We start from the raw sequence: 22130 nt of genomic DNA, 5'->3' as shown, positions 1-22130 counted from the left end.
TATGATGAAAGGAGTAAACGGGCCTCTAAAATGCGGATTAATTGGCACTGAATAGACCTGTGAATACGTATGCAGCAACTGTAACCAAGCGCTACTTAGCTTTAGTATAAACCCATAACAACACTGAAATAAAAATGACACACACAATGAAAAAAAGAGTTTATATACCACTGCTGTTATCTAGCCTATTACTCGTGCAAGGTTGCAATGATGATAAAAGCGCAGCATTAAAACCGGTTGTTAATCAAACTGAGCCGGTAAAACCTGTCGTCTACCAAGTGTTTACCCGATTATTTGGCAATACGCAAACCGCCAATATTCCATGGGGTACTAAAGAGCAAAATGGCGTAGGCAAATTTGCTGACTTTAACGACGCTGCGCTAAGTGGCATTAAAGATCTTGGCACCACTCATATTTGGTACACCGGCGTATTACACCATGCTCTTGTAGGCGATTACACTCAATATGGTATAAAACAAGACGACCCAGATGTAGTAAAAGGCCGCGCAGGCTCGCCTTATGCAATTAAAGATTACTATGATGTAAATCCTGATTTAGCTGTTAATGTGACTAACAGAGTGGAAGAGTTTAGCGCACTTATTGAGCGCACCCATGCTCATGGCATGAAAGTAATTATAGACATTGTACCTAACCATGTTGCACGAAATTATCATTCAGTGGCTAAACCCCACGGTGTAAAAGACTTTGGTGAACAAGATGACACCAATGTAGAGTATGCGCGCGACAATAATTTTTACTACGTTACAGGCCAATCATTTAATGTACCAACGAGCGAAAATTACCAAGTACTTGGTGGTGATTCACATCCACTCGCTGACGGTAAATTTAATGAAACACCGGCCAAATGGACCGGTAACGGTGCTCGCGCTGCTAAGCCCGATATTAACGATTGGTACGAAACAGTTAAAGTAAACTATGGGGTTAAACCCGACGGCAGCTTAGACTTTCCTAGTTTACCAAAAGGGTTAGAAAATCAAGATTACCGTGCGCATTACGCCTTTTGGCAAGGTAAAGAACTGCCTAATAGCTGGTACAAATTTCGAAACATTGCCCTTTATTGGCTAGATAAAGGCGTTGATGGATTTCGTTACGATATGGCCGAAATGGTGCCGGTTGAATTTTGGAGCTTTTTAAATTCATCAATAAAAATGCATAAACCTGATGCATTCTTACTTGCCGAAGTTTACAACCCATTGATGTATAGAACGTATATTCATCAAGGTAAAATGGATTATTTGTACGATAAAGTAGGCTTTTACGATACCTTAAAAGAAATAATGCAAGGCAAACAACCCGCTAAAGCCTTGTTTAGTGCGCAGCAAGCTGTGGCAGATATAGAGCAGCACATGCTGCACTTTTTAGAAAATCATGACGAGCAGCGCATTGCCAGTTCTGACTTTGCGGGTGATGCCGCATGGGGAAAACCTGCCATGGTGGTCTCTAATTTAATCAGTCGTTCGCCAACCTTACTTTATTTTGGTCAAGATGTGGGGGAAGATGGTTCAGAAAACGCGGGCTTTGGTAGCCCAACGCGCACCAGTATTTTCGATTATATAGGTGTGCCTGCACATCAAGCGTGGATGAACAACGGCAAGTTCGATGGTGGACAATTAACGGCTGAACAAAAGCATTTGCGTGAGTATTACATCGCAATTATGGCACTGAATAACTTGCCGGCTATTGTGGCTGGCGATATGGCACCGCTGCTTGTAACAGGAAGTGATAAGGTTGTTGGTTTTGTGCGTACTTTGGGTCAGCAATCACTTTGGGTACTAAGTAACTTTAGCCAACAGGCGCAAACAATTACTGTGACACTTACGCCAAACCAAGCAACCACCTTTCAATCAAATTCAACGTTACACGACCTATTAGAATCACATAATGGTATTTTGGTTAGCACTGATCAACAAAACGCCACCTTTACACTGACCCTTGATGCACTCAGTAGTGCGGTTTTAACTAATAAGGCTGAAAATGAATAATAATAAAAACAAGCCAGATTTAAGTTTTTGGCAAATATGGAACATGTGTTTTGGTTTTTTAGGCATTCAATTTGGTTTTGCATTGCAAAACGGTAATGTAAGCCGAATTTTTCAAACCCTTGGCGCTAATGTCGACGACATCCCCATTTTATGGGTTGCAGCGCCGCTAACCGGTTTAATAGTGCAGCCAATTATTGGTTATTGGAGTGATAAAACATGGGGCAAGTTAGGTCGTCGTCGTCCGTTTTTTTTATATGGCGCAATATTGACCACGCTATCGCTATTTATTATGCCAAATTCTCCTACGCTTTGGATTGCAGCGGGGATGTTGTGGATTATGGATGCTTCAATCAATGTCACTATGGAGCCATTTAGAGCACTTGTAGGTGATAACCTGCCAAAAAAACAGCGTGCTACCGGCTATGCCATGCAAAGCTTTTTTATTGGTGTGGGCGCAGTGGTTGCCTCAGCACTCCCTTGGATGATGACCAATTGGTTTGATATAGCCAATACCGCACCGGCGGGGCAAATTCCTGATTCGGTCAAATATTCGTTTTATTTTGGTGGTGTTATTTTATTCATTGCTGTTGGTTGGACAATATTAACCACCAAAGAATATTCACCAGCGCAACTCGCTGGTTTTAACGAGCAAGACGACCATCAAGCACGCGAAGCTGTAGCCAATAACGTTAATTTTAATAAAGGGGGGGTTATTTTCACCTTTTTAGGTTTAGCAGTATTAGGGCTTGTAACAGGGCTTAATTTTGAAAAAGAACTTTACTTGCTGGCTGGTGGTTTAGTGAGTTTTGGCGTTATTCAATTTATTGCTGGGCTACTTAGGTCAAAGCACGCCACTAGCGGCGGCTTTTACCAAGTTATTAACGATGTATTCACCATGCCTGAGACCATGAAACAACTTGCATGGGTGCAATTTTTTAGTTGGTTTGCGTTGTTTGCTATGTGGATTTATACCACCTCAGCGGTAACCAGTTTTCATTATGGCAGCAGTGATACCAGCTCGTTAGTTTATAACAACGGTGCAGACTGGGTGGGTATTTTATTCGCCGCTTACAACGGTTTTGCTGCATTGGCTGCTTTATGTATTCCGATCATCGTAAAGCGTATTGGTATAAAGTTAGCGCATGCGCTTAACCTAATTTTAGGGGCATTGGGGCTTTTTAGTTTCATGTTTATAAACGATGCCAGTTTACTTATTTGGCCCATGATAGGAGTTGGCTTTGCGTGGGCATCTATTTTATCACTGCCTTATGCCATGTTAAGTACCTCAGTGCCTAGCCATAAAATGGGAGTGTTCATGGGAATATTTAACTTTTTTATCGTTATTCCACAATTATTAGCTGCCAGTGTACTGGGCTTAACATTACGCCATTTCTTCGATAATCAACCTATTTATGCACTGATGTTAGGTGGTGTATCTTTTGTACTGGCTGCGATTGCTGTACTGCGTGTTAAACAATCTTAATTGAGGGTATAAAAATGAAAAAATATAACGTAATCACCGCGACAATCTTGGCAACAGGTTTAGTCGGGTGTGGCGTAAAAAACGCGCAAACCAACACCGCAGTGCAAACACTAATAACTGCCCCAGGTGCACCTGGCACCGAGCCATTTTGGGCATACGCGGGTAAAACGGGGATTGGCACGTCTTTTGAGCAATACCAAAATAACCAATATAGTGAACAAGCGCCAACTGGTAAAGTCTCAAAAGTGTGGTTTTCGATTGCTAAAGGCATGATCACCGAAACCATGTTTGGGCTTATTCACCAAGCGCAAATTAAAGACATGCAATTTGTTGTAGTTGGAAAAGATTTTACCGTCACAGAAACCGATGAGCTCGATGTCACAATCGATTATTTATATAAAGATGAAGCAGGTCGGCCATTATCGCTTGCTTATAAAGTGGTAAGCAAAGATAAGCAAGGTCGCTTTAGCCTCGAAAAACACATATTTACTGATCCAGATGGGCAAAGCTTATTTGTACGCAGCATTTTTAATACCCAGCTTGACGGTGTAAGAGCGTATGTAACAGTTAACCCATATATAAACAACAACGGCTTAGATGACTTTGCAAAAACCACCGAGCAAGGGCTGGTAGCGTGGCAGGGCGATAATTACTTGTCATTGCAAGGTGCACAGCCATTTAAACAAACAAATGTTGGTTTTACAGGCGTAAGCGATGGTTTAAGCCAGCTTAAAACAACTCAGCAGCTTACCCGCGTTTATAAAACTACCGGTGAACAATCGGGGAATGTTCGTTTACTAGCAGAGTTGGGCGAAATTGGTGAAAATAGTCAGTTTGATTTAACCCTTAGCTTTGGCAAAAGCGAGCAAGCCAGCTTTAAAGAAGGCCAAGCAAGTTTAGCGCGAGGGTATCAATCGGTACTTGATAACTACAATGGCAAAGGCGAAGCAATGGGTTGGCAAGATTACTTAACCTCGTTAGCGCCTATTAATAAAATGACAACGCAAACGGCTGACAACGGCAAGTTACTTTATACCAGCGCCATGGTACTCAAAGCCCAAGAAGATAAAACCCATGCCGGTGCGCTTATTGCCTCTTTATCTAACCCATGGGGTGAAACCGTATCAGCTAAATCAGGCTCTACTGGTTACAAAGCGGTATGGGTGCGCGACTTTTATCAAGTTGCCATGGCGTTTATGGCCATGGGCGATAACGCCACAGCTAAAACCGCATTCGAATACCTTGAAAAAGTACAAGTAAACAGTAAAACCCCAGGCAACAACGGCGATACAGGGTGGTTTTTACAAAAAACACACGTTGACGGCGAACTAGAATGGGTAGGCGTACAACTTGATCAAACTGCAATGCCACTCATGCTGGCGTGGAAACTGCACCAAGCGAACGTATTAAGTGATGCCGAATTAACTGATTGGTATACCCGCATGTTAAAACCGGCCGCTGACTTTTTGGTAGACGGTGGGCGCGCTAAAATCCTTTGGAACGATATGCAAATAACCCCACCGGCCACACAACAAGAACGCTGGGAAGAGCAAGAAGGGTATTCGCCATCAACGAGCGCTGCGGTTATAGCAGGATTAATTACCGCCGCTGATATTGCAACACTCGCTGGCGATGATAAAAACGCAAAACGCTACCTTGCAACGGCTAAAAATTACAACAATGATATTGAAAAACTGATGTTTACCACCGCAGGTAATTTAGAATCAAACGCCTCAGATGGTGAATATTTTATTCGCATCGGCCAAGATAAAAACGCCAACTCAAATACCAAAATCAACGCCAATAACGGCCGTGAAGGCTTTAATAAAAAGCAAATACTCGATGGTGGATTTTTAGAGCTGGTACGCTATGGTGTGCGTGATGCACTAGCGCCGAGCATAGTAAAAACCCTCCCCGAATACGATGACGAAAGCTTAATAGATAACCTACAAGTTAAATACAGTTTTGAGTTTAGCGATGGCAGTGGCTCATTCCCGGGCTTTCGCCGCTATGGCAACGATGGTTACGGTGAAGACGAAGTAACCGGCGCAAACTACGCAGAAGGCGAACAAAATACCCCAGGCCAACGTGGTCGTGTATGGCCGTTTTTTACTGGCGAACGGGGCCATTATGAAATAGCCGCAGCAAATGCTACGCAGTCATTAAACGCAGCAAAACAGCAGGCTATTAAAAATAGCTATGTAAAAGGCCTAGAGCAATTTGCTAACCAAGGCATGATGCTACCAGAACAAGTATGGGACGGCGTAGGCAACAATAAAGCAGGGTACACGTTAGGCGAAGGCACTAACTCGGCCACACCGCTGGCGTGGACACACGCAGAATACGTGAAGCTAGTGCGCTCATTAAGCGACAAGCAAGTATGGGATCACTACCCAGTTGTTACCAAAGCACTAAAATAACTGCAAACTAATTATCCGCAGTTCAGGTTAATTAACATAGCCGTAGTGAAATACGGCTATGTTATTTATAACAATAACAAGAGGCTGTAATGAAAACCTTTACCTTGAGCGCGTTGGCACTGGCACTTATGCTAACAGGCTGCCAAAGCGCACCATCATTAAATAACAACACGAATAACACCGAAACATCGCAACTTAACACTGAGCAACACGCAACGCCTTGGTGGCAAAATGCGATATTTTACCAAATTTGGCCACGCAGTTTTTACGACAGCGATGCTGATGGCCATGGCGATTTTAATGGTATGACCCAAAAGCTCCCGTATTTACAACAGCTCGGCGTAAATGCACTGTGGTTAACCCCGATGTTTGAAGCACCGTCGTATCATGGCTATGACTTTACTGAATTTTACCAAGTAGAAAACGACTACGGCAGCATGGCCGAGTTTGAAGCCTTTATACAAGCTGCTGATGCTAAAGGCATGAAAGTTATACTCGATTTAGTGATTAATCATATATCAAGTAACCATGAATGGTTTCAGCGTTCAGCAAAACAACAAGCCCCTTATGCAGATTACTTTATTTGGCGCGACGATATGCCAAAAGCAGGAAGTGGTTGGGGCCACGCATGGAGTAATAACGACCAACCCGATGCGGTATGGCATTGGAATGAAACACGCCAGCAGTATTACTATGGTGCGTTTGGAGCAAGCCAACCTGATTTAAATTTACGCCACCCTGATGTTGTTGCCGAAATGGAAAAAATGGCTAAGTTTTGGCTTGATAAAGGTGTTGCTGGCTTTCGATTAGACGCTGTGCGCTTTGCCATGGAAAGCGGCGGCAATCAACAAGCCGATACTGACGAAACCATAGCATATTGGCAGCACTTTAACCAATACGTAAAAAGCGTTAACCCAGAGGCGTATTTAGTAGGTGAAGCTTGGGCTGACATTCCCGTTGCGGCAAAATACTTTGGCGCAGGCAAAGGGCTCGACCAAGGTTTTGACTTTGAAGTGGGCTATAAAATACTGGGCTTATTAAAACCCGATGCCAGTGGCGAAGCGCAATTTGGCACTATGCAATCTAACCAACAAGCGAGCACCGTTGATGCCAATGTGCTTAAACAAAATTTACAACAGCGTATTGATTCAACGGCGCCGCTTGATTTTTTTGCACCGTTTTTAACTAATCACGACCAAGAGCGTGTGGCTTATCAACTTGCAGAGCACGACGATAAAGCAAAACTGGCCGCCACCATGTTATTTAGCTCCCCAGGCACGCCGTATATTTATTACGGCGAAGAAATAGGCCTAACACAAGGTGGCACAGGTCACGATGTGTATAAACGCGCGCCAATGCAGTGGGACAACAGCAATCAAGCCGGCTTTACCACAGCTAAAACGAGCTGGGTTGAACACAGTGAATTATTTGGTAAAGATTTTGCAAGCTGGTGGCCAGCATTTTTAGCCGAGCAGCTTGATGCAGGTGATCGCAATGTTAAAGTACAGCAAGCACAACCTGACTCACTTTGGCGCTTGTATCAGCACTTAATCGCGCAGAAAAAACAACGTCCAGAGCTCGGCATTAAAGGCAGCTACGCGTTAACTCAACATACCAACGGCCTTGTTGAAATAACCCGCGAGTTAAACGGCAGTAAAAGTGTGTTCGTGCTTAATTTAAGTGCTAACCCTCAAATTGTTGCTAACATCGCTCGTGACGGTTTAACCGCCAGTTGGCAACACGACCTCAATGGCGAACAACTCGCCGCCTATGGTTTGTTGTTACTAAACAACACACTGTAAATAAAATACACACAAAAGGGGCTAACATACGTTAGCCCCTTTTAGTGAATATACTTCGTGTTTTAAAAGAATCACCTCATAGCTACATTCTAGTTAACCACCACTTACTACTTAGTACGGCGTTTTAAATACACACATTAGTTCGGCAATCACAGTTAAAAAAGGTGATTTCATAGGATGAATCTTTAAAAAGAAATTAACTGTACACATAGACAGTTTTTTGGGTTTTGTCCAATATTACTGAGCTCCACTATTTTGGTGTATTTGTACACTTATAAAATATGAGTCGAAGTTTACTAATTGTTTACAGTTGCTTATTTGAGGGCTAATATAAATTCAATGTAATATATGAGCATTCTTCGGTTTATAAAACGACATATGTCGTAGGCAAAATTGTTATATGCCACGGAGGTTTAGACTATTGGATTTAAATTCACATACCTATCAATTAGAAAAGCAAAATAGAAGAATGTTTGGCTCAGTCCACTTTCTTTTATTATGTATTATATTTTCAGCAGTTATTCTGGCTTTACTGATTTACACTGAGCCTGTCATTGCAATTGGTGCTTCTGGCTTTATTGCTTTTCTATTGCACTTTTTTTATGCTCAAATTGCTTTTAAAAAGCTTAATTCACGTATTACATTGCTACAAACAAAAATAGAGCAAAGTGGCTTATAACAAGCTAATAAACAAGGACAAAAAACAGTTTGCTGTTTTCGTCCCTCAACATTTTAGCAAACAATTTTTTTCCCATTATTAGGGCGTTGAGGCTGTAGAATTGCTCTTTTTTAAGAAAAACAGCCTGTTTTATGGGTTCCAAAAATGCATTACCTAATGCTTTAAAAACGCTTAGAGTTAATTACAGGATCTCGTTTTTTAATTGAATTTTTGGCTGTTGGAGTAATCCTACAGTCTCGTTAGGCGAAACATGGAAAAAAATCCAGAAGCATTAACCATAACTGTTGACTACGGCCTTGCCGAGTACAAACAGATAGTTCGTGATTTCACACCAATCCACCTGGAAGCTAAGCATCCGGATCGCAATCCGTACTTTCCTTGGAACTGGGCCATTTCCGAGAAGGTGATATTCGCGGTTTTGCTTCCCCTGGTTTTTAGATGGAAGAAAGCAAAGGTTGGAGTCTGTGAGTTTACGTTCAATAAAGAGGGATTTACGCGCGTCTCTAAGGGCGGTTCAGCCTCGAGCGGCTGGGAAGAGGTCTCGGTAGTACGTCACTTGTCTACTGCATATCTTATAGAACTAGCCGCCGGAGGAGCTATGCCAATTCCCTATCGCGTATTCGATCAGAATCAGCTGAAACTGTTTGAATCCTTTGCCTCGCAAGCGCCTAACAAAGCATTCAACTCGGACGCCGGTAAAACCGGCGCCGGTTAATGCAACGTTAGGAATACCAATGGACTTGGTGAAATATTCACAAGATTTGTCAAGGTGGCTTCATCTGAAGCTAGACGGTTTAACTATTCCCGCTGACGACACTTCACGGGCAGCTGCAGCTTGTTTGGATATGGCGATGGAACATCAACTTGCGGTTTTCATCTTGGTAGATAATAAAGTATATGGTTCGGCTTTTTCGTTAGCTAGATGTGCATTAGAAGCTTATGTTCGAGGAACTTGGCTGAGTAACTGCGCTAACGAAAAACAAACCAGACTTTATTTGAAAGACAAGCTTGACCTCACTTTTCAATCATATATCGATGATATAGAAAAGTTAGATGGATATTCTGGCGGGCTCTTAAGCACTGTAAAGAAAACTAACTGGAAACTTTTTAAGAGCTTAACCCATACAGGGGCTCATCAAGCATTTCGTAGAAATACAGACAAATCAATTGAAGCAAATTATAAACCTGAAGAAATTAAGGAAATTGTGTGGTTTGTTAATGCTATTAGTATCATGGCAGGCTATGAGGTTGCTGGTATGGCAACTGACATGAGCAAAGTAAACGCACAAGACTTTGTTGATAAAATGCAAGAATGTGCAAAGAATTCATAACAAGCTCCGGGTGAGTAGGATCAGGTCTTTCTTTTTGCCTCTTATCGTAAAAGGCAAGATGCAAGACCTGACCCTGCTGGTGTATTTTGTCGGGCTTAGGTGGGATTATCACCATGCCGGTAACGTTACCAGCAAATATAACAAGCGTGCTATATGTGCAAATAAGAATGATCGCTGCTATTGCTCATATGGGCGGGCATGACGTGCAAGACGACCAAGTAAAGTCATTGGTTTATGTGTGCCTCACTGGAAACTCAGCTAAAGATATAATGAAGGGTGCTGGCATTACTATTGGAACTAAGCTTACAACGAATGCGATTAAGTCTATTTCTGGAAAGACTATTACAGCCATCAACCAAAAAGTTGGATTCAGGCTCGTTACTAAGTTCGTAAGCGTCTAGCAAAGTGCACCTGCCAGTCACTCGTCAAACCGATTAAGCTATTTCTGAATATCAATGAGGAGATAGCCATGAGAAAAACACGTAACCTTGAGCAGTGGCGCAGTATTATTGAAGAACAACAAGCCAGCGATTTAACGATTACTGACTATTGCCAGCAACATGCTTTATCAAAAACAAGCTTTTATGCCGCACGAAGTAAGCTTAATGAATCATCAGGCAGCTTTGTTCGCGCTAAAGTAGCTAAACACGTTGACGCCACCGAACAGCAACGGTCGATTACCCTCGAAGTCGGAAAAGTAAATGTCAGTTTGCCTCCCACAACGCCTGCATCTTATCTAGGCCAATTATTACGCGAGCTTGCCTGATGAAAATGTTTGTTGAACCTAAGTGTATTTACTTGCATCGTGACGCCGTGGATTTTCGAAAATCGATTGATGGTCTGGTTGCACTCGTTGAAGGTGAGCTTGAACGTGATGCCTATACTGGCGCTTTATTTTTATTTTGCAACAAAGCGAAGGATAAACTCAAGTTGGTTTATTGGGATAAAACGGGGTTTGCTTTGTGGTACAAGCGGTTAGAAAAACAAAAGTTCAAATGGCCAAACAAAGCCAATCTGCAAGAATTTGAACTCAGTCCTCAGCAACTGAATTGGTTGTTGTCGGGATATGATGTGCTTGGCCATGAAGAACTGCGGTATCAATCAATGATCTAATCGAGCATATTGGCAGTAAATGATCGTTGCCACACCGTTTGTTTTATCTTTGCGCCAAGCAAGAAAACACCGTCAAATTCTGTTAAATTGCGAACATGAAAATTGATGCACACTCACTTCCTGACGACCCAGAACAACTCAAGCGCATGGTGCTTGAGTTGCAACGAGTCGTTGCTGAAAAAGACGCGCACATTCACGAATTGCTACACGCTTATAACGCGAAACTAGCCAAAGAGTACGCCAAGAAATCTGAAAAGATGCCAGGTGCAGGCGAAGTATTCAATGAAGCAGAAGATATTCTCGATGAACATGATAAAGCGCTATTGGCCACATCAGCCTCAGTAAAGAAAGAAAAAGCCAAACCGAAACGCCGGCCACTGCCAGCGCAGTTGCCGCGAATTGAGGTGGTTATTGACCTCGAAGAGGATGAAAAAATGTGTGATTGCTGTCAAAGCCCCCTTCACAAAATGGGTGAAAGCAGCAGTGAAGCACTCGAGTTTGTGCCAGCGCATATCAAAGTCATCAAAACCATTCGCCCAAAATATACGTGCCGTCACTGTGAGCGTGAAGGCATTGAAAGCGTGGTAAAAACTGCCCTTATGCCCGCAACAGCCATCCCAAAAAGTATTGCAACGCCCAGCCTGCTGAGCCAAATAATCATGTGTAAATACCAGTTTGGCTTACCACTTTATCGCCAAGAAACCATGTTAGGCGATATTGGTATTGAGTTGAGCAGACAAACCATGTCGAGCTGGATATTACGCTGCGCAGACCTGTTGTCCCCCTTGTATCAACGCTTAAAAGACGTGTTGCTATCTCAACCGGTTATTCACGGCGATGAAACCCCGTTAAACGTCATTAATGCAGATAAAGCAACCAGCTATATGTGGCTGTATTGTTGCGGCGATGATAAACCAGGTAGAGGCACTAATATTGTCTTGTTTGATTACCATAACAGTCGCGCAGGCCAATGTGCGGTTGATTTCCTTGATGGTTACGAAGGCTACATGCACGTTGACGGTTACAAGGCTTACGAGCAAACGAATGCAACACTGGTTGCGTGCTTAGCCCACATACGTCGTAAATTCATCGAGGCTAAAGGCAATAATAAAAAAACCGTTAAAGCGGATGTAGCACTAAACCTTATTCGTAAGCTCTACGGTATTGAGCAAGCCATCAAAGATAAATCGCACGATGAAAAATTCAAGATTAGGCAGAGAAAAGCCAAACCAATCGTTGATGAATTGTATCAATGGTTACTCAAGCATAAAGATAAAATCCCACCAAAAATGGCGTTAGGTGAAGCAATTACCTATGCGATAAATCAGTTTGATAAATTCAAGCGTTACCTCGATGATGGCAGGCTCAGTATTGATAATAACCGAGCAGAGCGAGCCATAAAACCGTTCGTAATAGGGCGAAAAAACTGGTTGTTCTCAAACACCTGCAATGGCGCTCATGCCAGCGCTATACTCTATAGTCTTGTTGAAACCGCAAAGGTAAATGACCTTGTGGTGCATGACTATATCTCTACTTGCTTACAGCACCTTGCTGAGCAGCCAGGAGACCTTGAATCGCTATTACCTTGGAATATTAAGCAAGGCTAGGTGTCGTTAGCTAGACGCTTACCTAAGTTCGGAGAGAAAGGTGCTATTAACCTTGGTAAAGCGGTCCCTTTAGTTGGGGGTATAATTGGTGGCAGTTTTGACTCGATCACAACAAATACAATCGGAAATGTTGCGAGAGATACATTTATTCAATAAATAAAAGGAGAAGTTAACATGGGATTTTGGGACAAAGTTAAAAGTGTCGCGAATTCGGCGAAGTGCATGACAGGTTGGCATACAGGTGAATATTCACATATACAAGGAAAGCCTGAGTGCCATTTAGAGAAAACATGTCCAGATTGCAATGAGTATGTTACGAAGAAAAGTCATAAGTTTTCAGATTGGAAATATACGAATAACAGCATGAACAATCCTTGTGATTCAGTTCGAAACTGTATTCACTGTGATCATCAAGAGCAAAAAGTTATTCACCAGCATGAGAAGAACGGAAAAGACTCTAGCTGCAGAATGATAGAAAAATGCAAAAGATGCGGGGATGAACAGTTAGGTAGAGAGTCACACAACTGGATAAGCATTATGGGTCATGAAATTAAAACCCAAGGAAAACGCAAGTGTAGAGATTGTGGGGCAGTAGAGTAGATAGCCTAATAAATAAGGATAGGTTGCGCGAAGCCGCAACTTAATCCTATTGTTGGACAAGCCCGTTGCTGATGTTGACACTTATTTATAGTAAATAAATTGATAGAAGCTTTGGGGAACAGCTTGATTATGTTTTTTCAGGCCGAGTGAGCCTAAGGCTGCGTATCGCTTAAAAAATGTTTATAAAAAACCTTAAAACAAACAACGCAGTCTACTTAATTTTGCCGTGTTCTTACTTACCTGTTTTGTAACAAAGCGCTGCTGTCGGACAAATTTTACGCTACGCTTCAAATTTGCCGCAGAGCGCGACGTCAGGGTCAAGCGCGGCGTCAGGGTCAGGTCTATCTTCTTGCCTTTTTGTTGGTTACGGCTAATATTTAGATATTAATTCTCTGTGGCTCGGACAATAATCTAAAATTAGATCTTCACGTTGGTGATGGAGTCCCTTTGAATTTTGATGGCTATCAAGCTTGGAACCGAGAATTGAGGCAAGCACTGAGCAAAGCGTTATGTGCCGTAATGGTATCGCAGCTGTGCGATTGAAATCGTGTCATCTTGTTGTTTATAAACGATCCTATGCTCATCATTTATACGTCGTGACCAATACCCAGATAATCCATGTTTTAAAGGCTCGGGTTTACCAATACCTTCTTGAGGGGTTCTTTGAATATCTTTAATGAGTAAATTAATACGTTTAAGTATTTTTTTATCGGTAGTTTGCCAGTAAAGGTATTGCTCCCAAGCTTTTGTTGAAAATGTTAACTTCATTCAAGAAGTTCTCTTTCAGTACCTTTGCCTGCTTCAAGCTCGGCGATCGATTCTAAAAGGTTTCTAGCATTTGCAGGGGATCTTAGTAAATATGTAGTTTCCTGCATGGCGTTGTAATCTTCTAACGACATCATAACAACAGGCTCTTCACTTTTACGTGTAATAATAATTGGTGCGTGATCATTGCAGACATGCGCCATTGTATTTGCTAAGTTTGCTCTAGCGGCTGTGTAACTTATAGCATCCATAGGTAACTCCAAAGTGTTCATGTACATTAATTGGTACAGTATAGCGCGCTGGCATATAACAAGTCACTCAAAAAGACAAAAAAAAGTTGGCTTTTGCTCCTTCCTCACTTATTTTAGCCAACAATTATTTGCCTCTTGGTGGGGCGCTATATTATCTCGTCTTCCGGTATTTCTCCGTACACATTGAATTGGTTCATTAAGTGCACTATAATCTGTTTATGATTACGGAATGGTTCCGTACATAGGAGGCATTATGGCAACTGCGCGCTTAGATATTCGTCTTGATGAAGAAATTAAGGCAAAAGCAGAAAAGGCATCGGCGTTACTTGGTTTAAAAAGTTTAACTGAATATGTAGTTAGGTTAATGGACGAAGACGCTACGCACGTAATTGAAGAGCATGAGAGTATCGTTGTTAAGGACAGCGTTTTTGATGAATTTATGCATGCGTGTGATAAAGCTAAAGCACCAAATCAGGCTTTGCTTGAAGCGGCGAGATTTACAGATGATAGTAGCATTGAGTGAGTTGGGGTAAAGAGTTCGTTGAACTGAGTAAATCGAAACATGATCGCAACTCTTTTGATTGTGGTGAGCAAGAGTTGAATACGTTTATCAAAACTCAAGCGGCTAAACATATGCAAGCGGGTATTAGCCGAACAATGGTGTTACCTAGTGTTCAGCCATTGCTGAATCAAAAGTATGCGATTTGTGCGTTTTACAGTGTGGCGGCAAGTTCAATTAGCCGCGAAACCTTACCTGTACAACTCGCAAAGAAGCTCCCTCGTTATCCCATACCTATATTCTTACTTGCTCAACTTGCCGTACATAAGGAGTATCACGGTTGTGGTTTGGGAAAGGTTAGCCTAGTTCGGGCACTTAAGTACTTATGGGAAGTGAATCACCACATGAGAGCGTATGCGATTATGGTTGATTGTTTTACTAGCTCTGCTCAAGCCTTTTACAATAAATTTGGCTTTGAAGTTCTATGTGAGCATAACGGTCGAATTCGTATGTTCTTGCCAATGAATACGGTAGAACAGCTTTTTACTCAATAAGTTACGAATATAACAAAGCGTTATAGCTCTGGTCAGATCCGCACTTCAAAATTTAATAAGTGAGTAGGGTCAGGTCCTGAGGGATCCCCACATTTTTTATCCAAGCTACAAGCACTCACGGCAATTCTTATTTAATTGGTTGAGTGCTTCTAAAAACTTTTTAAATTTTATTTTATAGCCAAATTTTTCGAAGTATTGCTCCCCTAAACTAAAACAAGACAGTACGTTTCTATTCTTTGTCGTATTCGCCTGAAAGTGTCTATGCACATTCAAGCGACCTTTTTCATAAAACTTCAAAGCCAACGCCTGATTTAATTGCTTATTGTGTGCTTGCTATATCCCTAGTTAACATTTGATAAATACTTATTAAATAAGTCAAAACGATAACGCAAGAGATAGCTAAAATACTACTGTTAGGGAATAAGTACCAAGCGGCTAAAATTAATATACTTCTTAGTACGGCATGAATTAAGCCAACAGGATGGTTAACGATCCAAGAATATACTATCCAATGAAGCCCTAACCCAACGCCTAAACTCAAAGGAACAAATTCAGGTGCATTTAATAGTAATGGTATATGAACTACCCAAAGTAGATTAACCATTAAAATGCATTGACCCATTAGTTTTGCCAAAGGGTTGGATGAGGAAACTAAGTTCTCTTTCCTAAATTTAGCAATTAATAAAGCTATTGGAAAAATTCCACCTGTTGCAAAAAGCAAAATATATATAGAAATATCTGCGCTAAACTGTGTACTAAAAAGACCAACTAAAGCCCAAATAATGGTTCCAGCAAACGGCATTGAAATAGATCTGTTTGAAGATTGCTCAAATTCTTTTCTGTATTCATCTAGTGTCAAAATACGCTCTCCTTTGCATTAAGTAATGCCCAGACTTGTTGAAATACACAACGGACCTATAGATTAACTCGTTTTTTTTAATAAACAAAGCCTAACTAAGTTCCAAAACAATAAACACACTTTGGGTAACTGCGAGTGTTTAAAGCATCTTGAAATAGCCTTTTATTCACGTGGGGGGAGTTTATATTTTTATAAGTTCGTCTATGTTTATTTAGGGTCTGTTTAGTTATTTAACACACTAATTATGGGTTTAGCTTTAAATGTAGCTAACGCAGTGAGTGATAATTATGCCTATGTAAAATTGATAACAAAACTGGAGAAAGGAATGAAAAAATATGCAGCTGAGTTTGTAGGAACGTTTTGGTTGGTTTTTGGTGGGTGCGGTAGTGCAGTGCTTGCCGCGGGATTCCCTGATGTTGGCATTGGTCTGTTGGGTGTATCGTTGGCTTTTGGCTTAACGGTGTTGACAATGGCTTATGCGATCGGACACATATCAGGTTGTCATTTAAACCCTGCTGTTTCTGTTGGCTTATGGATTGGTGGACGTTTCCCCGCAAAAGAACTCCCTCCTTATATTGCAGCGCAAGTGCTGGGGGGTATCTTTGCTGGGGGCGTATTGTATTTGATTGCAATGGGTCAGGCTGGCTTTGATGTGGCAAGTGGATTTGCATCGAACGGTTATGGTGAGCATTCGCCTGGCGGTTACACCATGCAAGCAGCGTTGATCACTGAGGTTGTAATGACAATGATGTTTATTTTGATAATACTCGGTGCCACTGACAAGCGCGCCCCTACAGGTTTTGCACCGCTTGCGATTGGACTCAGTTTGACGCTGATCCACCTTATTAGTATCCCCGTTACGAATACTTCGGTTAATCCTGCACGAAGCACAGGCGTTGCGCTTTATGTTGGGGACTGGGCCACAGCGCAGTTGTGGCTTTTTTGGTTAGCCCCACTGGTAGGTGCTGCAATTGGTGCGATGCTGTATCGATTTATCGCAAAATCTGAAGACTGAATTAGTTAGGCTTCACTTTTAACTTAGAGCACTTAAGCTGTGTTATATTAATGAATCAATATGATGTATAAAGCAATCAACGAAGGCTTTAATAGTTTAATATTATTTAAAGCCTTTTTTATGCGTCAGTTAATTAATGAGGGCTTATTTTTGACACGAGAGACACTTGAAAAGTATCAAGTATTTTTTTATTTAGCTGGAATTGTTTTAGGCTTAATAGTAGGAATATACGCGCCTTCAGGCGCTCATTTTTTTGATTTGGTTTTATGGCCTTTGCTTGGCATACTTATGTACACAACGTTTACGCAAGTTCCTCTGGCGCAGCTGCGAGAAGCCTTTACTAGTTCGCGCTTTATGTGGGCTGGCGTGATCGGTAATTTTGTTATTCTCCCTTTTATTGTTTGGGGCCTTATGTTTATTGGCCCCGATTTGCCCGCTGTTAAGTTGGGAATACTACTGGTATTACTTGTTCCATGCACCGATTGGTTTATAACCTTCACTCATTTGGGGGGAGGAGACACCAAACGTGCAATCGCTTTTACACCCGTTAGTTTGTTGCTCCAGTTGTTGTTGCTACCAGTATATATATGGCTTTTTCTCGGCTCAGAAATAACAACCAGCCTATTACAACAAGAGCTGATTTTAGCTTTTTTTGGGTTAATTTTATTGCCTTTAATTGCTGCATTTTTAACTGAAAAATGGCTTGAAAACCGAAAAGATAAAAAAGCTGTGTTAAATAGCCTCGGTTGGTTTCCTGTTCCGCTATTAACGCTCGTTGTTTTTTCTATTGCAGCGGCACAAGTAACGCTTATTGGTGATTTTTTGGAGATACTGCCAAGTTTATTTTTAGTATTTTTTGTATTTATTTTAATTTCTAGCTTTTTATCTGTGGCACTTTCTAAACTATTTTCACTGCCCACAACCCAAGGTAGGGTACTTGCTTTTAGTTTGGGCAGTAGAAATTCATTTGTGGTACTGCCTTTAGCACTTGCATTGCCTTCATCATTTGAGCTTGCGGTGGTGGTTATTGTATTTCAATCTTTGGTGGAATTATTTGCAATGGCTATTTACATATGGTGGATCCCTAAAAAATTATTTACTGATACTTGCTTGAAAACCAGCGACACTGCTGGTTAGCGTAAGGTGTAGCTGATGGCGATCGGCAATCGCTTTAACGGTGGCTAAACCCAGACCAAATCCTTCATGTTGTCGAGCCGGATCGCCGCGATAAAAGCGTTTAGTAAGTTGGTTTAAATCGCTTTGTGAAACACCTTTGCCTGTATCGGCAATAATAATGCTGTGTGTGGTGAGGGTGACGGTGATTATTGCCTGACGACCTGCATATTTTATTGCGTTATCGAGTAAGTTAAACAGTGCTTGAAATAGTAAATTTTTATCGCCATGAATTTGCCAATGGCCTTGCAGGTTAAATTGTATACGTTGTTGCTGGGCGTCAGCACTGGGTTGCAGTATTTCAATAACATCATTCAATAAATGCTCGCTATTAATTGCTTCGAGTTGCAATGGAAATTTGCCATGTTCTAAACGGGTTAATTTTAGCATCGCATCAAAGGTATTGATTATTGTATCGAGTTGTTCTATTGCCAGACCAAGCTCTGGCTCGGCTTCAGCGTGGTACTCTAGGCTTAATCGTAAGCGTGTTAACGGTGTTTTTAAATCATGAGCGATATTGTCGGTAATGCCTTGCACAAGAGCAAAGTTTTCTTCTACGGCATCGAGCATAGTATTGATATGGGCAGCAAGGCGATCAAATTCATCGCCTGTTTGACGGTGCGAAAGTCGCGCGCTTAAATTACCGTTTTGTACTTGCTCAGCGGTGTGATTAAAGTAGTTTACTCGGCGTAAATGACGCCGCGCAAATAAGTAACCAAAAAGGCAGGTTAATAGTAGTCCGGCGGCACTTGACCAACTTGCAATGGTTTTAAACTCAGCCATTAAGCGTTGCAACTGCTCGGTGGCGGTGGCGATCACAATATCGCCGTGTGGGGTGCGAATTTTACCGGTGGTGAGTAAGCGTATTTGCCCGCGTTCGGCGTCGAGTACCGGAAATACCACAGTATCGGGTAAATAGGGGATATCGTTGGGTAAAAAGCTCAATTGTTGCGATTGCTGATGATCACTTTGCCAAAAAATAAGGCTGTCGCCTTCGCTGCGAAAAGCCACTAACTGTTGAAAAAAGCTGTGTTTATCAAACTCACTGGCTAGGCCTTCAATACGCATTTGCTCGGCGGCTAAACGCCGATCAACCTGACGGGTTTGCTCGCCTAACAGTAATTGGTAAATAAGCACAACGGTTAATATTAAAGTAATTGAGGTAATGGCTGCAAAGGCAAGCGTTAGACGCCACACTGAGCTTACGCGCGGATCGAGTAAACGCCAGCTGTTTTCGTTAACTTGCATTAGGTTTAACTCGTTGCAGACGATAACCGACACCGCGAATCGTTTCAATTTCTATGGCGGCATGGTGCTCTGCGAGTTTTTTTCTTAGGCGCGCAATATGCACATCAATGACGTTGGTGCCAGGATCAAAATGGTATTCCCACACTGATTCGAACAACAGGGTGCGGGTTACTAATTGGTTTTGATGTTCTAGCAAGTAACGTAACAATTTAAATTCTTTGGGTTGTAGCTGTACCGGGCGGTTTGCAACCTGAGCTTTATGATTACCGTAGTCTAGAGTGAGATTGGCGAGTGTTAACGTGGTGCTTGCCGGTTGTTGCACGATGCCACGTTTTATCAGATTAGCAACTCGAATGGCGAGTTCAGAAAAAGCAAACGGCTTGACTAAGTAATCGTCACCACCAGCTTGTAGCCCACTAACGCGGTCGTCGATTTTATCAAGCGCCGACAAAATTAATACTGGGGTCGTTTTTTTGGTAGCGCGAAGCGCCGCTAATACTTGAATGCCATCGAGTTTTGGCAACATTCGATCAAGTACAATTGCATCGTACTGCTCGCAGGTTGCTAACATAAGTCCTTGCTGGCCGTCGGCGGCAGTATCAACAATGTAACCTTGCTCGGTGAAAGCACGATATAAAAATTCGCGGTTTTGTTGATCGTCTTCCACTAACAAAAGTTTCATTAATTGCCCCAGCGTAGTAATGGTAGGTGTTTACCTGTTTCTAAATCGATGGCTTTCTCGTGCTTACCCTCAGCGGTGACAAAAGTTGCGACCATGTAGCTGATCCCCATATCTTGTTCTAATTGCGCCTCAATTAAATAATGCTGTGGGTTGTTATCGAGTTGCTGCACTAATTGTTGCATGCTGAGTTTTTTTCGTTTCATTATTGCCGCTGCAGCGACTTCTTCTTGTTCGTCAAGTTCTGGGTTTTTATATTCTAGCGTAATAACTTGGCCGTTATGATCCAGTAATAATTCAATAAAGCGCTGTTGAGCAGCTTGATACAGAGTGACTTCGTAGGTAGCTTTACCCTGTTCAATTTCTAATTCAAACTCGACAATAATAGCTTGATCAGCATAACGTTGTTCTATCTGGCTTAACACTTTTCGGGGAGCGGGTGTATCACTTGTGTCAAGCATGCTAAAAATAGCTGAACTGGCGGCTAAACTGATGCTGGAAAAAATAACTAAGCAGATAATAACTAGTTTTTTCATGGTGTTCCTTTAACGCTGCAAACAGCCCTAGTTAAAATAGGGCTGTTAGCTTTTAATTAATTATCTAATTGGCAATTACGCATTTGTTGTGCGGCAACCCATTGACATTCAAGCTCCACATATTGAACACTAAACTTTTCTAAGCTGTTGTCTTCACTGGTATAACCAAATATAGAAGCGGTTTGCTGGCTGTTGTTACTTACCATACCTGTTAAGTTTAACGGCTCGTTGCTGTCCATTAATTCTATTTCATTAATGATGTAGCTACTGTTAACAATGGTGCCTTCAAGTTCAAGCCATAAACCATTTGCTGATGCGACGCTAAGGCCGTCATCAAAAACAGTGTGATTGTTAAGTTTAAATTCTATGTTATTGATGCGCACAATACTATCGTTTATCTCAGCCAAGCCTGAAACCGAAAAGTGCGACTGCGGCAGAGTTCCTGTGTGGCTTTTTTCTAACTCGATTAGCTGTGCTAAAAACCAGCTATTAGCTTGTTGCCACGTGGCATCAACTTCAATAATATCGCCTACTTGTAATTGTGTGCGGGTGATATCTTCAAAACGGGTGCTGTCTGTTATTTTAATTTGCCACTGACTGTTTAACGTCAATAAGCTGGCATCGTTATTAATAAAGGTCACTTTACCAGAGAGTTCAGTATCGATGTTGTCGTCAAATTGAGCATTTGGCTGGGCATCAATTTCGCTTGCCAGTAGTTGCTGGTTGCTCATAAAGCCTTCAACTTCAACAAAGTGACCATTTTTAAGTACACCGTCTAGCTCGGCTTGCTGAAAGTTAACGATAATATCACCGAGTAAAAACGTGTTGTTAGCTGGCTGATAATTGCTGATCACTCCCTCAAGTTCAAGCTCTGTGTTGTCACTCAGTGGTTGTTGGTAAGTGACGGTAAATTCATTATAGGCGCTGTGATAACCGCTTAATTCGAGTAATTGACCGCTGTTAATATTACTTTTATCAAGACCAACCACGCTTACGCCTGCAATACTTGCATTGTTATCACTAAATGTTATTGGGCCTTTAAAACGTGGATCATAATCAATTTCGGTAGCCTCGCGACCATTTGTCTCGACTTCAACCATCATGCCTACTTTAATGGCTGTCAGTGAACTGTTTTGGCCATCTAATTCAATATCGGCATTACGGGCACTTACTAACTGTTGATTGACCATTAAGCTATCGGCTGTCACTTTGGTTACTTGGCCTATTAATACACTTGGTAGAGTGACGGTATTGGCGTCATCTGTTTGCTCAATTGCGTTATTATCGCTGCTACCGCAGGCTGTTAACGACAATGCTAGGGCGCTGGTTGCTACTAATTTATACATAATGATTCCTTAATTGGTTTAGTGGGGATAAGTGTAACTAAACTGACGTATCGAAAAGGTGGAGAGAACATTAATATTTGTTAATGTTATTTTTGAATCAAAATAGTAATTAAGCTAAGGTTGGAACTAAGCTAACCCCGATAACTTTAACAATAAAAGTGTATTTA

Annotated in this window: 21 protein-coding genes and 1 pseudogene; 14 read left to right on the top strand and 8 right to left on the bottom strand. The window is 41.7% G+C overall.

What is annotated here, in order from left to right:
- Positions 1-146: 146 nt before the first annotated feature.
- The 10 genes from AC6H44_RS08340 to tnpC all read left to right on the top strand — a co-directional run bounded on the left by AC6H44_RS08340 (position 147) and on the right by tnpC (position 12438).
- Positions 147-2003, top strand: coding sequence for an alpha-amylase family protein (locus AC6H44_RS08340; RefSeq protein WP_500735029.1), 1857 nt, complete (start codon positions 147-149; stop codon positions 2001-2003).
- On the top strand, positions 1996-3486 hold the full coding sequence (locus AC6H44_RS08335; protein ID WP_500735028.1) for an MFS transporter: 1491 nt from the start codon (positions 1996-1998) through the stop codon (positions 3484-3486). Before AC6H44_RS08340 ends, AC6H44_RS08335 begins: the two co-directional genes overlap by 8 nt.
- Before the next feature lie 14 nt (positions 3487-3500).
- Entirely contained in the window at positions 3501-5906 is a 2406-nt protein-coding gene (locus tag AC6H44_RS08330; protein ID WP_500735027.1) for a glycoside hydrolase family 15 protein, read from the top strand.
- A gap of 89 nt (positions 5907-5995) precedes the next feature.
- Positions 5996-7708, top strand: a complete 1713-nt coding sequence (locus AC6H44_RS08325; RefSeq protein WP_500735026.1) for an alpha-amylase family glycosyl hydrolase — start codon at positions 5996-5998, stop codon at positions 7706-7708.
- 421 nt (positions 7709-8129) lie between these two features.
- Positions 8130-8387 (top strand): hypothetical protein, encoded by a 258-nt coding sequence (locus AC6H44_RS08320; RefSeq protein ID WP_500735025.1) that lies wholly within the window; start codon positions 8130-8132, stop codon positions 8385-8387.
- Positions 8388-8637: 250 nt separating this feature from the next.
- The gene (locus AC6H44_RS08315) at positions 8638-9102 is read left to right on the top strand and encodes a YcxB family protein (protein ID WP_500735024.1); all 465 of its coding nucleotides are present in this window, start codon (positions 8638-8640) and stop codon (positions 9100-9102) included.
- A gap of 19 nt (positions 9103-9121) precedes the next feature.
- Entirely contained in the window at positions 9122-9718 is a 597-nt protein-coding gene (locus AC6H44_RS08310) for a DUF6988 family protein (RefSeq protein ID WP_500735023.1), read from the top strand.
- Between the two features lie 469 nt (positions 9719-10187).
- Positions 10188-10484 (top strand): IS66 family insertion sequence element accessory protein TnpA, encoded by a 297-nt coding sequence (tnpA, locus tag AC6H44_RS08305; RefSeq protein WP_500735022.1) that lies wholly within the window; start codon positions 10188-10190, stop codon positions 10482-10484.
- Positions 10484-10831, top strand: coding sequence for an IS66 family insertion sequence element accessory protein TnpB (gene tnpB / locus AC6H44_RS08300; RefSeq protein WP_500735021.1), 348 nt, complete (start codon positions 10484-10486; stop codon positions 10829-10831). Before tnpA ends, tnpB begins: the two co-directional genes overlap by 1 nt.
- Before the next feature lie 95 nt (positions 10832-10926).
- Positions 10927-12438, top strand: a complete 1512-nt coding sequence (gene tnpC / locus AC6H44_RS08295; RefSeq protein WP_500735020.1) for an IS66 family transposase — start codon at positions 10927-10929, stop codon at positions 12436-12438.
- A gap of 1107 nt (positions 12439-13545) precedes the next feature.
- Here the strand turns inward: tnpC and AC6H44_RS08290 are convergent.
- On the bottom strand, positions 13546-13806 hold the full coding sequence (locus AC6H44_RS08290) for a Txe/YoeB family addiction module toxin (RefSeq protein ID WP_500735019.1): 261 nt from the start codon (positions 13804-13806) through the stop codon (positions 13546-13548).
- Positions 13803-14054 (bottom strand): type II toxin-antitoxin system Phd/YefM family antitoxin, encoded by a 252-nt coding sequence (locus tag AC6H44_RS08285; protein WP_500735018.1) that lies wholly within the window; start codon positions 14052-14054, stop codon positions 13803-13805. The genes AC6H44_RS08290 and AC6H44_RS08285 overlap by 4 nt, the downstream gene beginning before the upstream one ends.
- Positions 14055-14307: 253 nt before the next feature.
- Here AC6H44_RS08285 and AC6H44_RS08280 point away from each other — a divergent pair, with 253 nt between their 5' ends.
- Both AC6H44_RS08280 and AC6H44_RS08275 read left to right on the top strand, forming a co-directional pair.
- Positions 14308-14577: a type II toxin-antitoxin system TacA family antitoxin gene (locus AC6H44_RS08280; RefSeq protein WP_500735017.1), complete on the top strand. Its 270-nt coding sequence runs from the start codon at positions 14308-14310 to the stop codon at positions 14575-14577.
- Complete coding sequence (locus tag AC6H44_RS08275; protein WP_500735016.1) at positions 14574-15107, top strand: GNAT family N-acetyltransferase; 534 nt, start codon at positions 14574-14576, stop codon at positions 15105-15107. Before AC6H44_RS08280 ends, AC6H44_RS08275 begins: the two co-directional genes overlap by 4 nt.
- A gap of 105 nt (positions 15108-15212) precedes the next feature.
- Here AC6H44_RS08275 and AC6H44_RS08270 read toward each other — a convergent pair.
- A pseudogene (locus AC6H44_RS08270) lies at positions 15213-15380 on the bottom strand (IS4-like element ISPtu1 family transposase); the annotation flags it as partial.
- Between the two features lie 46 nt (positions 15381-15426).
- Entirely contained in the window at positions 15427-15966 is a 540-nt protein-coding gene (locus tag AC6H44_RS08265; RefSeq protein WP_500735015.1) for a DUF7010 family protein, read from the bottom strand.
- Positions 15967-16291: 325 nt separating this feature from the next.
- Here AC6H44_RS08265 and aqpZ point away from each other — a divergent pair, with 325 nt between their 5' ends.
- Both aqpZ and AC6H44_RS08255 read left to right on the top strand, forming a co-directional pair.
- Positions 16292-16981, top strand: a complete 690-nt coding sequence (gene aqpZ, locus AC6H44_RS08260) for an aquaporin Z (RefSeq protein ID WP_500735014.1) — start codon at positions 16292-16294, stop codon at positions 16979-16981.
- 60 nt (positions 16982-17041) lie between these two features.
- Entirely contained in the window at positions 17042-18118 is a 1077-nt protein-coding gene (locus tag AC6H44_RS08255) for an arsenic resistance protein (RefSeq protein ID WP_500735013.1), read from the top strand.
- Here the strand turns inward: AC6H44_RS08255 and AC6H44_RS08250 are convergent.
- From AC6H44_RS08250 to AC6H44_RS08235, 4 genes are read right to left on the bottom strand one after another with little or no spacing between them, the layout of a single operon-like run.
- On the bottom strand, positions 18074-19402 hold the full coding sequence (locus AC6H44_RS08250) for a sensor histidine kinase (protein ID WP_500735012.1): 1329 nt from the start codon (positions 19400-19402) through the stop codon (positions 18074-18076). The two genes, AC6H44_RS08255 and AC6H44_RS08250, sit on opposite strands and share 45 nt — an antisense overlap.
- Positions 19392-20084: a response regulator transcription factor gene (locus AC6H44_RS08245; RefSeq protein WP_500735011.1), complete on the bottom strand. Its 693-nt coding sequence runs from the start codon at positions 20082-20084 to the stop codon at positions 19392-19394. The genes AC6H44_RS08250 and AC6H44_RS08245 overlap by 11 nt, the downstream gene beginning before the upstream one ends.
- Positions 20084-20617, bottom strand: coding sequence for a hypothetical protein (locus AC6H44_RS08240; RefSeq protein WP_500735010.1), 534 nt, complete (start codon positions 20615-20617; stop codon positions 20084-20086). The genes AC6H44_RS08245 and AC6H44_RS08240 overlap by 1 nt, the downstream gene beginning before the upstream one ends.
- Before the next feature lie 56 nt (positions 20618-20673).
- Positions 20674-21963, bottom strand: a complete 1290-nt coding sequence (locus AC6H44_RS08235; RefSeq protein ID WP_500735009.1) for a DUF5666 domain-containing protein — start codon at positions 21961-21963, stop codon at positions 20674-20676.
- Positions 21964-22130 lie beyond the last annotated feature (167 nt).

The sequence above is a fragment of the Pseudoalteromonas sp. TAP-3C genome, assembly GCF_059888565.1.
The sequence above is the reverse complement of the archived record's forward strand: the minus strand, read 5'-3'. Positions and strand labels throughout refer to the sequence as shown.